Genomic DNA, 16,886 nt, shown 5'->3' with positions numbered 1-16,886 from the left:
GACCTGGAGCGCGGCGATGACTACGGCGTGGGCAAGCGCGCCTTCCGTATTGACGTGCGCAAGAAGGTGCTCGGCGAGGGCAAGTATCCCGACGACATCGACGAGCTCGATCAGCCGGGCCTGACCTATGCCAGCGCCGTGCGCTCCAAGTATCCGCGCGCCCGCGTGCTCTCCATCGACACCTCCAAGGCCGAGGCCCTGCCCGGTGTGGTGGGCATCCTGCGCGCCGAGGACGTGCCGGTCAACCAGGTCGGCCACCTTATCCAGGACTGGGACGTCATGATCGCTCAGGGCGATATCACCCGCTGCGTGGGCGATGCCATCGTGCTGGTGGTCGCCGAGGACGAGGCGACGCTCGAGAAGGCCAAGAAGCTCGTAAAGATTGACTACGAGCCGTTGGAGCCCGTGCGCAACATTGTGGAGGCCAGGGCCGCCGACGCCCCGCGCCTGCATGACAGCTTCTTTGCCTTTGGCAACACAGTGGAGCTCAAGGACAACGTGTGCCAGAGCCGTCATGTGACGCGCGGCGACGCCGCCAAGGCACTGGCCGAAAGCGCGTTCACCGTGACGCAGCGCTTTACCACGCCCTTTACCGAGCATGCCTTCTTGGAGCCCGAGTGTGCCGTTGCCTTCCCGTACAAGAACGGCGTCAAGGTGCAGTCGACCGACCAGGGTGCCTACGATACGCGCAAAGAGTGCGCTCACATGTTTGGCTGGGATAGCGAGCCCGAGCGCGTGGTTGTAGAGACCATGCTCGTGGGTGGCGGCTTTGGCGGCAAGGAGGACGTGTCCATCCAGCACCTGGCCGCGCTCGCCGCCTATAAGTTCCAACGTCCTGTGAAGTGTAAGCTCACGCGTGCCGAGTCGCTCGCTTTCCATCCCAAGCGCCATGCCATGGACGGCACCTTTACGCTGGGCTGCGACGCCGAGGGCAACTTTACCGGCCTAGACTGCGAGATCAACTTTGACACCGGCGCCTACGCGTCGCTGTGCGGCCCGGTGCTCGAGCGCGCCTGTACGCATGCCGTCGGCCCCTACAAGTACCAGAACACCGACATCCGCGGCTTTGGCTACTACACCAACAACCCGCCCGCCGGTGCGTACCGCGGCTTTGGCGTTTGCCAGTCCGAGTTTGCGCTCGAGAGCCTGATCGACCTGCTGGCAGAGAAGGTCGGCCTGGATCCGTGGGAGATTCGCTACCGCAACGCCATCGAGCCGGGCGAGGTTTTGCCCAACGGTCAGATTGCCGACTGCTCCACGGCGCTGAAGGAGACACTGCTCGAGGTCAAGGATGCCTACTATGCGCATCCCGGACACGCCGGTATCGCCTGCGCCATGAAGAACGCCGGCGTGGGCGTTGGCCTGCCCGATGCCGGCCGCTGCAAGATTCGCATCGAGGACGGCGTGGCCGTGGTCTATGCCGCCACGTCCGACATCGGCCAGGGCTGCAACACCGTCTTTTTGCAGGACGTTGCCGAGGCATGCGGCCTGCCGCTTCGCTGCATCGCCAACGGCGAGTGCTCCACCGAGAACGCTCCCGACTCCGGCACCACGTCTGGCTCGCGTCAGACGGTCGTGACCGGCGAGGCCGTGCGCGGTGCCGCCTTCCTGCTGCGCGATGCCATGCTTGACATCGAGGCCGGCAAGTCTGCGCCCGCCGCTCCCGTGAATGCGCATGGCGACGGCGTCAAGATCGAGTACGACGACGGTCGCGCCTATCAGCTGCACACGCAGGAGCTCGTCGCCGGCCAGGGTATGCATCCTCAGGATCCCGCGGCCGCCATCAAGGCGCTCGAGGGATGCGAGTTTGGCTACGTGTACCTGGAGCCGACCGACAAGCTGGGTGCGGATGTTCCCAACCCCAAGAGCCACATCTGCTACGGCTTTGCCACGCATGTGGTCATTTTGGACGATGACGGCCGCGTGAGCGAGATCTATGCTGCGCACGATTCCGGCAAGGTGGTCAACCCCATCTCCATCCAGGGTCAGATCGAAGGCGGCGTGCTCATGGGTATGGGCTATGCGCTTACCGAGGACTGGCCGCTCAAGGACTGCGTACCCCAGGCAAGGTACGGTACGCTCGGGCTGTTCCGTGCGCCCGAGATTCCGGATATCCACGCCATCTACGTGGAGAAGGACGAGCTGCTGCCCGTGGCATACGGCGGCAAGGGCATCGGCGAGATCGCAACGATTCCCACGGCGCCCGCCGTGCAGAACGCCTACCGCGCGTTTGACGGCAAACTGCGTCCGGATCTTCCCATGGTGGATACGCCCTACAGCCGCGTCCGTCGCCGCGGGTAGGGTAGAGCGTGGACGGCCATTGTTGACGGGCCGTTCGCGCTCAACATCAACTACATACGCTGCGCCTTTGGCCCCCGGCTCCATCGCGAGCCGGGGCCTTTTGTTTGGAGCGGAAACTGTGTCCCGGAATCAGGCCTCGGAATGGGACGCGCTTTCCGGAACAGCCCTCAACCGGAAATTGCATCTCGGATTCGACGCTCAGAATGGGATTCGTTTTCCGGAACAGCTCTCAAGCGGAAATTGCATCCCGGAATCAGGCCTCAGAACGGGACGCGCTTTCCGGCGGAGGCCTCAAGCGGAAGCTGTGTCCCAGAATGCGCGCCCGGAATGGGATGCGCTTTCCGCTAGCCGGTCGTTTGGAAAGTGCATCCCAGTTTGAGCATTCATTCCGGGACACGCTTTCCGCTGGCCCGCCATCCGGAAAGTGCATCCCGTTTTGAGCGTCCAGGCTGGGACGCGCTTTCCGTTGGCGTGGCCGTTGGGAAAACGCGGCCCAGATAGGGGGAATGCGATTCGGCGATGCTTGGCCTAGCAGCTCCTACAGGTCCACCTCGTTGAGCCATGTCGGTAGAGCGGTCTGTCGGATGCCTGCCGTCTGCAGCTTTTTGGCGAGCATTCCTGCCGAGCGGACCTCGTTCATGGTAAAGCGCAGCAGAGGGTGACCGTAGAGCGATAGGTGCGCCTCGCGCTGTCGTTCGGCAACGAGCGCCTCGGCGGTGGTGCGTCCGGCCAGCATGGTCTGGTCGGTATATTTGATGAGCCCGTCGAGCTCGCCCAGCGTGAGTTCCCACGCCTGGCGCTCCCAGGCAAAGTCCGTTCGTATGGGCTTGGCCGAATCGAAGGGGTCCGTCAGCTCGTATTGAAGCCAGTCGGGCGCACAGCCTGTCTCGATCATGATGGCTCGGGCGACCGATTCCCCGCCGCTCTCGGCGCGGGCGTCGGCATATCGAAGCGTTGTGAGGGCGGTGCGAATCGCGCGACCATTGCGGGCAGTCGCTCGTTGCTCAACGGCCTCCATCAGCTGTTCCGACGCAAGGCCGAGCTTTGAGATCGCCGAATCGGCAATGGGCATGCCGTCGGCAAAACCAGTTTGCAGCAGGCAATCTGTGGCCGTTTGGATGGGCGGCGTTACCGATATGCCGGCTCTGCGTATTGCTCCGGCCGGCTCAATCTGGTGTCGCTGAATATGTGCGCCCGGACGAGCCGACGGCTTTGTCGAGCTGCAAACATGCACGACGTTCAGGTGTCGCCACGAGACCTCGAGCCCCAGCAGGCAAGCTGCCGAAAACGAGCAGAACGTCCAATCGGGATGGATGATCGCAAGGGCGCGGATAATCTCGCAATGGCGTTGCGCTCGGTTGAGTTCATCCCAGCGCGTTTTTCGCGCAAACAACCCCGGCATGGGCGAGACAACCGTGCCGCCGGTGCGCCGAAGGAGCGCTTTTCGGATCGCCGTGCTCGGGGGAATCAGACAGCGCCCCTCTTGTTCGGCCTGGTTCAACAGCTGGTCGATGAGTTGGTCATTGCAATGGGTCATGAGCTACCGCCTCCTTTTGGGTAGCAAAAACGTATCAGCTGGAACTTGCCGCTCAGCTGACCAAAAGCTGACCAAAATCTAACCATGCAGGTAGATGGCCTGCTTTTGGCGACATATTTCTTGTTTGAATCGGTGGGCGGTAATCGGCGACCGTGAACGGTAGCTGGATATGAAGCCTTGGTAAGTTTAGGGACGTTTACTTTTCCGAAAAAGAGCAATCTATCTGCTGTTTTGTGTTTCTTGATCGCATATTTGAAGGCATGTGATAAAGGCGGCGGATCGTCGCCTTGTACCTGAGGAAACCGTGACCCGGAATTGCCGCTCGGAATGGGACGCGCTTTCCGGAACGCCCCTCAACCGGAAACTGCGTCCCGGATTCGACGCTCAGAATGGGATTCGCTTTCCGGTAGAAGCTTCAGCGGAAACCGCATCCCAGAATTCAGGCTCAGAGCGGGAAGCGCTTTCCGGATGACATGTTTGGCGGAAACTACGGCCCAGTTTTTGGCTCCAGAACGGGATACATTTTCCGGAACGGTCCACGTGCGGGGGTGTACCGCCTCTTTTCGTGCGCCGCTTGTCGAATTACGTTATAGCTAGCTATATTATAGGAAGGTATAATATGGCTAGCTATAACGTGAAGGAAGGATGGCCCTATGTTTATCGGAAGAACAGCGGAAATGTCCGAGCTCAATCGACTGTATGGCACGGGCTCCTTTGAGATGCCTGTGATTTACGGCCGCCGTCGCGTGGGTAAAACGCGCCTTATCACAGAGTTCATCCAAGGCAAGAAGGCTATTTACTTTCAAGCTCGTCGTACCAATGCGGAGGCAAACCTGCACGGCTTTAGCCAGGCGATACTTGCAGGCTCGGTTGGTGCTGCAGGCGTGTCGTTTCGTAGTCTTGACGAGGCGTTCGATGCATTGGCTACCATGGCTCGCACGGAGCGTTTGATTGTCGTGATTGACGAGTATCCCTATCTCGCCCAATCGAATCCCGAGATCAGCTCGTTGCTGCAAGACAAGATCGATCACCTGTACAAAGAGACCAAGCTCATGCTTATCCTGTGCGGGTCGTCGCTTTCGTTCATGGAAGAGCGGGTGCTGGGCTACGAGAGCCCACTATACGGTAGGCGTACGGCCCAGTTTAAGATCATGCCGCTCGATTTTACGACGACCCTCGGCCTGTGGCAGGGCATGAGTCGCGAAGACGCTGCGGTTTGCTATGGCATGACGGGCGGCATTCCTGCATATATCGAGAAAGTCGATCCTGTCGCACCGCTCAAGGACAACATCAAACGTCTTTTTCTTACTCCTACGGGCTATCTCTTTGAGGAGCCGAGTAACCTGCTATTGCAAGAGTGCCGCAATCCCGAGCAATATGATGCGATCGTGCAAGCAATTGCTCAGGGGCGCTCGAAGATCTCGGAGATTGCGAGCTCTACGGGAATCCCTGCGAGCAACGTAAAGGGCTATGTGGATAAGCTGGCGTCGCTTGGGATTGTCGAGCGCGAGCTGCCCCTAAACGAGACGAGCAATAAGCGAGCCGTTTATCTGCTGAGCGACCAGATGTTTAGGTTCTGGTACAAGTTTGTTCCGCAGAACATCGGGCTGATTCAAAACGATATGGCCGAGATGGCGTATAAGCGTATTGAGCCGTACGTATCGGATTACATGGGTACGGTCTTTGAGCTTATATGCAGGCAATATGTTTACGAACTCGCGCGCGCGGGCCGGCTCGATGTGGTTCCGGCGAGCGTCGGGCGCTGGTGGGGGACGGATAATCGCACGCATATGCAGGAAGAAATCGACTTGATTGTTGACGATGGCGAGGGCGCTGCGCTGTTTGCGGAGTGCAAATGGCGCAATGAACCGGTGGGCGAAGACGTGCTGCAAAAGCTCGTATACCGAAGCGAGCTCTTTAGACGGCAACGAAAAAGCTATGCACTTTTCTCAAAAAGCGGCTTTACGCAGGGATGTCGGGATGCCGCGGAGGGTAGGGGAGACGTCAAGCTGATTTCGTTTGCCGAGATGTGCGAGCGGGATAACGCTGCTCGGGGGTAAAGCTTGTCCTCGAATGGCTGGAACGGGGCCCCTCTGTTGTCGTACTGGCTGCCAGTGGAAATTGCATCCCGGAATGAGCGCTCAGACTGGGACGCACTTTCCGGATCGGCCCTCAAGCGGAAGATGCGTCCCGGATTCTGGCTCCAGAGTGGGATGCCGTTTCCGGCTGAGGTCTCTGGCGGAAGCCGTATCCCGGAATCGAGCTTCAGAGTGGGACGCGCTTTCCCGTCAGGAGCTCAAGTGGAAACTGTGTCCCAGAATCGACATGGCTTCAATTGGAAAGCGCGTCTTAGAATACCGCGCCGGCGTTTTTGGCGGTCGTGGTTGGAAAGGGGGCATTGCCTACGCGCGCGACGACGGCGTGGCGGTGATCCCCATGGCGGCACTTGGGGCGTAGTGGTTTTGCGGGCGTGCCGTGCTTCCTTTACCGAAAATCCATTTGGTAAACCAGATGCTCGCGGATAGAATAAAGTTGACGGCAGCCCAAGTGGTGAAGAGCTGGGCAGCGCCGTTGCTTGGTCAAGAGGTCAATGCCTTAATGGCAGCGACTTGTTATGCTTCGAATGCTGCTTGAGTGCCTCGGAAAGTTCGATAAGCGCCGTGAAGAGCGAGACCAAAGCAACCAAGAGCTCTGCGAGCTCTGATGGGCCCGGGATGACCTCTGATTCAAGTCACCGGGCCTCAATCTTTTCATGCATTTGAATAGAGCGGGCAACTCTCTTGGGGCCGTCTGCATGGCGTGTGCCTGGCGCATGGTATTGCGCCCAGCTTTCATGTCCGCGCGGCCACCTATCCTTACGGCAATGTAGCCGCCTATGTAGCAAGCGGCAGGCAACGGAGAAAGGCCCTAACCGTGTCAGTTGAAAAAGACGCCGGGTATCTCGGCTATCGATACGACGAACTTTGCGCGCCAGATTGTGCTGGACTTTGAGTTTGCGCCGGTGCCAAAGCAGCGCCAGCGCCGTGGACTGCGCAATGAGATTATCGAGGTCGGCGCCGTCAAGCTCGATTACCACGGCAACGTTATGGGCGAGTTCTCGCAGTTTGTGCAGACGGAATTTACCGAAGGCGTTGCGTTTCCCGTCCGCGAGCTCACAGGTATATCGGCCGTGGACACCGCGATGGCCGACCCGCTCTACATGGTGATCAAAAGGCTCAGCGATTGGATCGGCCGCTACTCCGCCCAGATAGTTTGCTGGAGCGGGACGGACCGTCGACAGCTTATGACCGAGTGCCAGGCAAAGCAAATCGACCTTGCCGCATTTCCTACGGACTGGGCCGATCTGCAGGCGTTTTACACCTCGATCATGGACGTGGGCAGCCACGAGTGCGTCTCTTTGAATGACGCGGCGACGTGGTTTGGCATCGAGTTTGACGAGTCGACGGGTCACGCCCACAGTGCCCTAGCCGACGCGCGCGTGACCGCCAAGTTGCTCAAGCAGGTGATGGACGGGGACTATCGCGTGAGTCCGCGTGCTCAGGAGATCCGCCAGCGGTGGGGGATGGGCGATCGAGCCCAGATGCGCCTTTCCAACAAGTGCCCCGAGCTGGGCGACCTGCTGCTGAAGCTGAAGGCGGAGGGGAGGTAGGCGGGGCTCCGGGAATGACCTCTGACTCAAGTCAACGGGGCTCATTTTGCTTTCTTTGGAGCTTTCTCACGGGGCTGACTTTACTTCGTCTCATTTAGTATAAAGCGGCTGCTAGATTGCATAGTGATGATAAAATTAATCAACTCAACATCAATAGCTGTCGCTTTGCGCAATGAGGGGTTCCGAGACGTATGAACGAGTCTGACACACGGCTTAAACTCATTGATCCTGCGATTATGAAGTCGTGGGATCGCAATACCCAAGTCTTCACTGAGTATTTCTTTACCAGTGGCGAGATTGTTGTGCGCGGAAGTATGGTCACCCGTAAAGACAAGAAGAAGGCTGACTACCTTCTGATGTATGCTCCGGGCATCCCTATCGCAATCGTCGAGGCTAAGGATACGGAGCACACCGTTGATGCCGGTCTCCAACAGGGGATGGGATATGCCCAGCTGCTCGATATTCCGTTTGCGTACAGCTCAAACGGAAAGGGTTTTGTTGAGCACGATTTTCTTACCGGGAAAGAGCGCGCTCTTGCCATGGACGAGTTTCCCACTCCGGCGGAACTTTGGACACGATACTCAAAAGCTAAGGGGCTTGAACATCCGTATAGCCAGGAGATTGTGACCGCTCCGTATTACCAGGAGCACGGCGGCAATCATCCTCGCTACTATCAGTGCATCGCCATCAATCGTACGCTTGAAGCTATTGCGCGAGGTAAGAATCGCATCTTGCTCGTTATGGCAACGGGAACGGGAAAGACTTTTACGGCTTTTCAAATCGTTCATCGCTTGCGACAGACTACCGAGGTTCGTAAGGTTCTCTATCTGGCGGACCGCAATATTCTCGTCGATCAGACCATAGACGGCGATTTCAAGCCTCTCAAGAGGGTTACAACCAAGGTCGTAGGCCGAAAGCTCGATTCTGCTTACGAGGTCTATTTCTCGCTCTACCAACAGCTTGTTGGAGAAAACGGTGAAGAAATATTCCGCGAGTTCGACTCGGAATTCTTCGATTTGATTATCGTAGACGAGTGCCATCGCGGAAGCGCCGCGGCGGACTCCGCATGGCGTAAAGTACTCGAGTATTTCAATTGCGCAATTCAAATCGGAATGACGGCCACGCCAAAGGAGACTGAAGAGGTTTCAAACATTACCTACTTCGGCGAACCTGTCTATACCTACTCCCTTAAACAGGGTATCGAGGATGGCTTTCTTGCCCCGTATAAAGTTATTCGCCCTAAGCTGAACGTCGACATTTACGGATACCGTACTGAGGAAGGCACCGTGGATGATCGCGGCGAAGCCCTGCCCAAACGTGTTTTCGAGAAGCAGGACTTCGACAGCGAGATCGTCATCAAAGAGCGCTACGAGGAAGTTGCCAAGCGGATAACTCAATTTCTAAAGGAGACGGATCGTTACTCCAAGACCATAGTCTTTTGCGTTGACATCGAGCATGCCGAAAACATGCGACGTGCCCTTGTAAACGAGAACGCCGATATCGTAAGAGATCACCCCACCTACATCATGAAGATTACGGGTGACGACAGGGAAGGTAAGGCTCAGTTAGATAACTTCATCGACCCCGACGAGAAATACCCGACCATCGTTACGACTTCGAAGCTTCTCACCACTGGCGTTAATTGCAAGACGTGTAAGGTAGTCGTGCTCGACAACAAGTTCGGTGAGCACGGAATGACGGAGTTCAAGCAGATTATCGGCCGCGGAACCCGTATCTGTGAGGACTACGACAAACTCTATTTCACTATCCTCGATTTTCGTGACGCATCGCGTTTGTTCGCAGATCCCGAGTTCGATGGTGAGCCTGTTGTTGTGTTTGAGCCTAATCCGGGTGACCCCATTGCGGACCCGGGTCCCGGCGGCAATGGCGGCAGCCCCGTCCCGCCTCCGCCTCCAATCGTAGACCCACCCGTATTACCGCCGGACGATCCGTCCTCCCATGTGAAATATCACGTTCATGGGGCCGACGTCTATGTAGTGTCGGAGATGGTGCAGTATTACTCCTCCGATGGCCTTCTTGTAACTGAGAGCCTTAAGGACTATACGCGAAAAAACATCCTTGGCGAATACGACACTCTTGACCACTTCCTAGCGGCGTGGAACTCTGAACATAAAAAGCAAGCGATTATCGATGAGCTGCGCTCACGTGGCGTATTCCTGGACGAGCTGCGGCTCGAGACTGGACAGGAGCAAATGAGCGACTTTGACCTCATTTGCCATATTGCTTACGACCAGAGGCCCCTGACGCGCAGTGAGAGAGCCAATAGCGTCAAGAAGAAGGGCGTGCTTTATGAGTATGCCGGCGTCGCGCGCGAGGTCCTTGAAGCACTTCTCGATAAATATGCGACGTCGAACCTCGTAGACTTGGACGATACCCATGTCCTCGACCTCGAAGAATTCCGTCGGTTTGGCAGCCCAATGAAGATCGTCGCCGCATTCGGCGGCAAACAACAGTACATTCAGGCAGCGCAGATGCTCGAGGACGAGCTCTATATCGCATAGAGAAAGGTAACGATAGCAAATGGCACTGGGATCTCTTGTAAAGACCCTGCAGAACATCATGCGTAAAGACGCCGGCATCAATGGCGATGCACAGCGCATTGAGCAAATGACCTGGCTTTTCTTCCTCAAGATCTACGATGCTAAGGAGCAGGAGTGGGAGTTTCACGATGACTCCTATCAATCCATCATCCCCGAGCGTCTGCGCTGGCACAGCTGGGCGCATGATGCGAAGGACGGCAAGGCGCTTACCGGTGATGAGCTCCTCGATTTTGTAAACAACGATCTCTTCAAGACTCTCGAGAGCTTAGAGCTTGCACCTGAGGCACCCCTGTGTCACGTCGTCGTTAAGGCGGCCTTTACTGACGCTAACAACTACATGAAAGATGGCATCCTGCTTCGTCAGGTCGTCAATGAGATTGACGAGGCGGTTGACTTTACCGAGTACAAAGAGCGCCACGCTTTCGGCGAAATTTACGAGACCATCCTTAAAGACTTGCAGTCCGCGGGCAATGCCGGTGAGTTTTACACGCCCCGAGCGGTGACCGACTTTATGGCCCGAGCACTTGCGCCCAAGCTCGGTGAGACCGTGGCTGACTTTGCTTGCGGCACAGGCGGCTTTTTGACGAGCGCCCTCAACATCCTCCGCAACCAGATAGAGACTCCGGCTGATCGCGTGGCCTACACGAGCTCGGTTTATGGCATCGAGAAGAAACAACTGCCCTATCTGTTGTGCATAACCAACATGCTGCTACACGACATCGACAACCCCAAGGTCTTTCACGATAACTCGCTTGAAAAAGATGTTCGCGAATGGAAGCACAAGCCTGATGGCCAGTTTGATGTCGTACTCATGAATCCCCCCTATGGAGGATCTGAAAGCGCGTCAGTGCAAAACAACTTCCCTGTTGCGCTCCGTAGCTCCGAAACTGCGGATCTATTCCTTGGACTCATCCTTTATCGTCTTAAGCGAGGCGGCCGCGCTGCTGTCATCATTCCGGATGGCTTTCTCTTTGGCCAGGATAGCGCGAAGACGGAGATCAAGCGTCGCCTGCTTGAGGATATGAACCTGCATACTGTTTTGCGCCTTCCGCAGAGCGTTTTCGCTCCCTACACGAGCATCACTACCAACGTTCTGTTCTTCGATAATTCCGGGGCTTCTGAGGGCGTCTGGTTCTATCGCATGGATATGCCCGAGGGATATAAGCACTTTTCTAAGACTAAGCCCATTAGGCTCGAACATTTTGCACCTGTAAAGGAATGGTGGGAGAACCGTCGAGATATCGAGGAAGATGGTAATCCCAAGGCAAAGTTCTATACAGTCGACGAGTTGCGAGACGGCGGCTTCAATCTTGATTTGTGTGGCTATCCACACGAGGAAGAAGAGATTTTGCCGCCCGACGAGCTGATTAGGAGCTACAAAGAAGAGCGCGCTAAGCTCGACGCCGAGATTGACCAGAAGTTGGCTCGAATTTGCGAGATTCTTGGGATTGAGGCGTAGATGAAGGCAAAAGACCTGAAGAACTCAATTCTGCAAATGGCGGTCGAGGGCAAGCTTGTGCCGCAGGATCCGAACGACGAGCCTGCCAGCGTCCTTCTCGAACGCATCCGTGAAGAGAAGCATAAGCTTATCGCTGAGGGTAAGGCCAAGTTCTCTAAAGGCGGGGAGAGCATTATCTATATCGGTTCCGATGGCTCCCCCTATGAGAAGAGGGTGGATGCCAAGGGTCGCGTGACTAGCGATAAGTGCATCGCGAACGAAGTGCCGTTTGAGGAACTGCCCGAGGGGTGGGCTTGGGCAAGGCTGGAAACCGTATATAACTTCATTGATTACAGGGGTAAAACACCTCACAAATCACCTTCAGGTGTTCGACTAATGACTGCGAGCAACATTCGCCAAGGCTATATTGATTACACGCGCGAGGAGTATATTTCAGAAGACGAATATGCAACACGCTTGTCTCGCGGGGAGACCCACCGTGGCGACTTGCTGTTTACAACCGAAGCCCCGATGGGGTATTGCGCGATATGCGAAATGAAACGTTGCAGCTGTGGACAGCGTGTCATTACCCTTCAGAATTACGGCACAGTTGGTCCAGACAATGCCCTGTTCTGCCAAATAATTCTATCTCCACTGTTCCAAATTCAAGTTAAGGATCATGCCACGGGGACGACCGCAAAAGGAATCAAAGCAGCAGTGCTAAAAGAGCTATTTCTCCCCCTCCCGCCCCTCGCCGAGCAGCGCCGCATCGTCGAGCGCGTCGGCGAGCTCATGCCCCTGGTCGAGGAGTACGGCGGGCTCGAGGACGCCCGCGAGGCGCTCGACGCCGCGCTGCCCGGCCGCCTGCGCAAATCCGTGCTGCAGCTGGCGGTGCGGGGCGGGCTGGTGCCCCAGGACCCCGCAGACGAGCCCGCGAGCACCCTGCTCGAGCGCATTCGCGGGCAGCGCCGAGAGCTCGTCGCCGAGAAGAAGATGAAGGCTCCGAAGGGCGGCGAGTCGATCATCTTCGCCGGTTCCGATGGCCGCCGCTATGAGAAGAGGGTGGACGCAAAGGGCCGCGAGTCCGAGCCAGTCTGCATCGAGGACGAGATCCCGTTCGAGACACCCGAGGGCTGGGAGTGGGCGAGACTGGGGTCCCTATGTGACTTTGGTGCGTGTCGGAATATCGACTATAAGGACGCTGCCGAAGGCGTTTGGAACCTCGACCTTGAAGATATTGAAAAGGATTCAGGAAGTATTGTGCGAAAAAAGCGCAAGGTCAAAGGGGAAAGCGGCAGCACCAAGCACGTCTTTGCTTCTGGATCGGTTCTATATAGCAAATTACGTCCATACCTTAACAAGGTAGTAATTGCTGATGAAGATGGGGTCTGCAGCTCCGAAATTCTGCCGCTGAATTTTCTTGGATTCAGCAACGAATATGCGCAGCTAGTGCTTATGGAACCTGATTTTGTTAAGTACGCCAAAGGGTGCTCATATGGAGTAAAAATGCCGAGGCTTGGAATCGACGACGGAAAACGTTGGCTCGTTGCTGTGCCGCCACTGGCTGAGCAACGTCGTATCGTTGCAGTTTTTAGGACTTATACAGCAAACGCACTTTAGCTGTTTTCATGGCACCCAACGAAAGGAAGGTGTCATGAAGTCATTTGCTCGATATCTCCAGGAAAAAGGTTACGCACAAAACACTGTTGAATCATACGTGTTCGCAAGCGAACAACTTCTCGAAAAGGTAGCACAACTCACAAATCAGTCGCTCCTTAACCACAAGGAGTGGCTGGTTTCCTCGTTTGCACCGAAGACCGCAAACAACCGAATCGGAGCTATCAACGTCTACTTGGATTACATCGCATTCGACGGGATAAGACTAAGGGGAGTACGAATTCAGCAGAAACCATTTCTCGACAATGTCATCAGTAACGAACAGTACGTTTAGTTAATCGATGGTCTGAAACAAGACGGTGACTGGTTTTGGTATTTTATTGTCCGCTTTCTTGGATGTACCGGTGCGCGAGTAAGTGAACTAAGACAGTTTAAAGTGGAACACGTAATCGCTGGATATATGGACATCGTTTCAAAAGGCCAAAAGCTCAGGAGGATTTGGATTCCTGACTCTTTGCGCCAGGAAAGTATTACATGGAAAGCCGGTTCAATGAACGGTCTTCTGTTTCCAGGCAAAAACGACAACGCGATCACTTCGCGTGGAATATCTATGGGGCTGAAACGAGCGGCCTTACGCTATGGCGTCGACCAAGACGTCGTTTATCCCCATTCGTTTAGGCACCTATTCGCAAAGAACTTTATCGAACGTAATCCAGACATTTCGCTGCTCGCTGACCTAATGGGGCACGAGAGCATCGAGACGACACGAATCTATTTGCGGCGCACCGCCAATGAACAGCGCGCCGCAGTTAATAAGGCAATTAATTGGTAACGAGTGGCTCCAACATGTCGAAACGCTCGACAATTCGGCGCTGTTCGGCCAGGGGCGGAATGGGAATCAAGACTTCGGATATCTTGGATACGGCCAGCCCCGGCTGTGCTGTCGCAGTTGCATACTGGTTCAAATTAAGCGCGTTTAGAAACAAACAGGTCCATGCAATATTCGCGTCAAGAAAGCAACGGACAATGACCGCATGCTCCGTCGCATAGAAGTCACCGGATGCTCGTCTTACATTCCCGCAAAGGGCACCTTGACGCCCGATTATTGGAAAATCGCCACTTGCGTTGGGTTTAGCAACAAAGCCACGGACCCCATTTCCCCCAAAACAAGGATATGGAGTGTTTTCAGTCTGAACATCAGACAAAAGTGATGCCTTGATATTCTTGCCAGCCTGCATAGAGAAAACCGACCCCAGTCTCGCCCACTCCCAGCCCTCGGGTGTCTCGAACGGGATCTCGTCCTCGATGCAGACTGGCTCGGACTCGCGGCCCTTTGCGTCCACCCTCTTCTCATAGCGGCGGCCATCGGAACCGGCGAAGATGATCGACTCGCCGCCCTTCGGAGCCTTCATCTTCTTCTCGGCGACGAGCTCTCGGCGCTGCCCGCGAATGCGCTCGAGCAGGGTGCTCGCGGGCTCGTCTGCGGGGTCCTGGGGCACCAGCCCGCCCCGCACCGCCAGCTGCAGCACGGATTTGCGCAGGCGGCCGGGCAGCGCGGCGTCGAGCGCCTCGCGGGCGTCCTCGAGCCCGCCGTACTCCTCGACCAGGGGCATGAGCTCGCCGACGCGCTCGACGATGCGGCGCTGCTCGGCGAGGGGCGGGAGGGGGAGAAGCAGCGTCTTAATCATTGAAACATTGATGTGCTTTACGCCCGTTCCGATATTTGCAGCACGATATAGCCTCCATGCATAAGGCGAGGAAAGCGCGACTTGACAGTACTTATTAAACAACAGCACTTCGTTACAGCCGAGAAGCATCACTCGCTGGCCAAGGCAGGTATTTCCTTCATGCAGAATAACCGAGCGTCCAATCGAGCCCTCACGAGAAAAAATAATGTCGCCAGCTTGCGGAACATATCGCTTCGTCCTTTTCTCATAGGATTCCCGCGACAATGAACGCAATCCCGTTAGGTGCCAGTTATCATCCATGCAATTTGTATCAATCGCCGAGTAGCCTGTTTCAACGGCGAGATAGCTAGGCGTTGAGTGGGGGCAGTCAACAATGGCGTTGCAGCAATCTTCTAGCCTTGCCCAAGCCCACCCCTCGGGCAGTTCCTCAAACGGCACTTCGTTCGCGATGCACTTATCGCTAGTCACGCGACCCTTGGCATCCACCCTCTTCTCATAGGGGGAGCCATCGGAACCGGATTGGCTTTCAACTGTATTCGCGACAAGTGTTGTAAAATTTAGTGAGACGAGCATCCCGGTTGCTCCAGCGCTTCGATGCTCTGGTCTTTAGCGCCTTTCGTTCAGTGGGGGACTGACCGCAAGCGGCGTAAACAAGAAAGGGGACAAGCGTAAATGAAAGCAACCGAGGCAAATCTGCTCGACCTTATGGGTGTGGCGAAGATGCAGTTCGTCATTCCCGTGTACCAGCGAGTTTACTCGTGGAGTGTAAAAGAGTGCGAGGTGCTTTGGGATGACGTCATGCGAGCGGGTCGTGATGGCGTATCGCACTTCGTGGGGTCGATGCTCTATATCCCCGAGTCCGAGAGTTCTGCCACGAGCATTTCGCGCGTGCTTCTGATTGACGGGCAGCAGCGCATGACGACGTTTTCGTTGATGATTGCTGCCTTGGCTGACTATCTGGAGGGTAATCCCGACAAGGCCGGCTTCCTTGGCGATCTCAAGATCTCAGCGCTGCGGAAGAACTACCTCTTTAACGATGATGACTACAACGGTCTGGCGCGCTACAAGTTGGTGCTCTCGCAGGACGATAAAGAGACGCTGTTCTCCATCGTGTCTGGGTCTCCCGTGCCAGATGAAAAATCGGATCGCATTGTCGAGAACCATGCGTTCTTCCGTGAAAAGATGCACGGGAAATCATTCGACCCTGCAAGGCTTTGGGCGGGACTAAACCGTGTGCAGGTCATCGACACTAAGCTCACCGCTGGCGTTGATAATGCCCAGCTCATATTTGAGTCCATGAACTCCAAGGGCAAGCCGCTCACGCCTATTGACCTCATTCGTAACTACGTTCTTTTGTCGCTTCCCAACGACGAGCAGACCAAGCTTTACGAGGGTTACTGGCATCCGCTCGAGCGTTTGTTCGGAAAGGGCGGCGAGGAAGAGTTCAATGCATTTATCTGGTACTGGCTGTGGCTCAAGGTTCCCAATAGGATGCCAAAGGAGAACGAAGCCTACCATGAGTTCAAACGCTATTTCGCCGACGACTACGATGGGGATACCGAGGACCTGCTGAAGGAACTCCGCGAATATGCGCAAAGATATGCCAGGTTGTTCCTTGGCAAGGAGAAAGACGATGGCCTGCACCAAGTATTCGGCAGAATCGTAAGCCTTGATGTGAAGCAGATCAGGCCTCTTTTGATGCTGCTTTACTCGGTTTACGAGGGAAATATGTTGAACCGCAATGCGTTTCTCCGTATCTGCGAGACCATCGAGTCGTTTCTGTTCAGGCGGGCGGTTTGCGGCAGGCTTACCACGGGTCTAAATAATTTCTTTGCCGGCATGTATCGCAATCTTGAGCAACAGGACGATATAGAGGAGTACGTTACGGCGATGCTCCTTATCCACAGTAGCGGTATGACTGCGTACTTCCCGACAGACGAGCATTTTGTCGAGGAGTTTAAGACGCGTGACTGCTACAACCGCTTCTCCAAAAAGCGCTATTACCTGGAGCGCATGGAGAACTGGCATCACCCGAAGGAGTCCATCTCGGCTGACGATTACCAGATCGAGCACGTCATGCCCCAGACGATTGATG

Annotated in this window: 12 protein-coding genes; 10 read left to right on the top strand and 2 right to left on the bottom strand. The window is 55.9% G+C overall.

Annotated features, from left to right (window positions below):
• The coding region (locus AB5405_RS01275; protein ID WP_368137320.1) for a molybdopterin cofactor-binding domain-containing protein at nucleotides 1–2,301 on the top strand (2,301 nt) is incomplete at its 5' end.
• Nucleotides 2,302–2,839: 538 nt separating this feature from the next.
• Here the strand turns inward: AB5405_RS01275 and AB5405_RS01270 are convergent.
• A complete protein-coding gene (locus tag AB5405_RS01270) occupies nucleotides 2,840–3,838 on the bottom strand; it encodes a hypothetical protein (RefSeq protein ID WP_368137319.1) in 999 nt (332 codons plus the stop codon).
• Nucleotides 3,839–4,491: 653 nt separating this feature from the next.
• Between AB5405_RS01270 and AB5405_RS01265 the strand changes: the two genes are divergently transcribed.
• The 8 genes from AB5405_RS01265 (at nucleotide 4,492) to AB5405_RS01230 (ending at nucleotide 13,935) form a co-directional block, all read left to right on the top strand.
• Nucleotides 4,492–5,898 carry an ATP-binding protein gene (locus AB5405_RS01265; RefSeq protein ID WP_368137317.1) on the top strand — a complete coding sequence of 469 codons (1,407 nt, stop codon included), beginning with the start codon at nucleotides 4,492–4,494 and terminating at the stop codon, nucleotides 5,896–5,898.
• A gap of 265 nt (nucleotides 5,899–6,163) precedes the next feature.
• Entirely contained in the window at nucleotides 6,164–6,295 is a 132-nt protein-coding gene (locus tag AB5405_RS01260; protein WP_368137316.1) for a hypothetical protein, read from the top strand.
• 463 nt (nucleotides 6,296–6,758) lie between these two features.
• Nucleotides 6,759–7,487, top strand: a complete 729-nt coding sequence (locus AB5405_RS01255; protein ID WP_271737715.1) for a 3'-5' exonuclease — start codon at nucleotides 6,759–6,761, stop codon at nucleotides 7,485–7,487.
• Between the two features lie 191 nt (nucleotides 7,488–7,678).
• Nucleotides 7,679–10,009 (top strand): EcoAI/FtnUII family type I restriction enzme subunit R, encoded by a 2,331-nt coding sequence (gene hsdR / locus AB5405_RS01250; protein WP_368137314.1) that lies wholly within the window; start codon nucleotides 7,679–7,681, stop codon nucleotides 10,007–10,009.
• Between the two features lie 19 nt (nucleotides 10,010–10,028).
• Nucleotides 10,029–11,507, top strand: a complete 1,479-nt coding sequence (locus AB5405_RS01245) for a class I SAM-dependent DNA methyltransferase (protein ID WP_368137313.1) — start codon at nucleotides 10,029–10,031, stop codon at nucleotides 11,505–11,507.
• The gene (locus AB5405_RS01240) at nucleotides 11,508–13,106 is read left to right on the top strand and encodes a restriction endonuclease subunit S (protein ID WP_368137312.1); all 1,599 of its coding nucleotides are present in this window, start codon (nucleotides 11,508–11,510) and stop codon (nucleotides 13,104–13,106) included. It abuts the gene before it with no gap.
• Between the two features lie 34 nt (nucleotides 13,107–13,140).
• A complete protein-coding gene (locus tag AB5405_RS01235; protein WP_368137310.1) occupies nucleotides 13,141–13,437 on the top strand; it encodes a site-specific integrase in 297 nt (98 codons plus the stop codon).
• A 3-nt stretch (nucleotides 13,438–13,440) separates the two neighbouring features.
• Complete coding sequence (locus AB5405_RS01230) at nucleotides 13,441–13,935, top strand: tyrosine-type recombinase/integrase (RefSeq protein WP_368137354.1); 495 nt, start codon at nucleotides 13,441–13,443, stop codon at nucleotides 13,933–13,935.
• Here AB5405_RS01230 and AB5405_RS01225 read toward each other — a convergent pair.
• Nucleotides 13,925–15,277: a restriction endonuclease subunit S gene (locus AB5405_RS01225; protein WP_368137309.1), complete on the bottom strand. Its 1,353-nt coding sequence runs from the start codon at nucleotides 15,275–15,277 to the stop codon at nucleotides 13,925–13,927. The two genes, AB5405_RS01230 and AB5405_RS01225, sit on opposite strands and share 11 nt — an antisense overlap.
• Nucleotides 15,278–15,463: 186 nt before the next feature.
• Here AB5405_RS01225 and AB5405_RS01220 point away from each other — a divergent pair.
• On the top strand, nucleotides 15,464–16,886 hold a 1,423-nt coding region (locus AB5405_RS01220; RefSeq protein WP_368137308.1), incomplete at its 3' end, for a DUF262 domain-containing protein.

This window comes from Collinsella aerofaciens (assembly GCF_040920445.1).
Taxonomy (GTDB): domain Bacteria; phylum Actinomycetota; class Coriobacteriia; order Coriobacteriales; family Coriobacteriaceae; genus Collinsella; species Collinsella aerofaciens_BH.
This window is presented reverse-complemented; position numbering and strand designations above follow the sequence as displayed.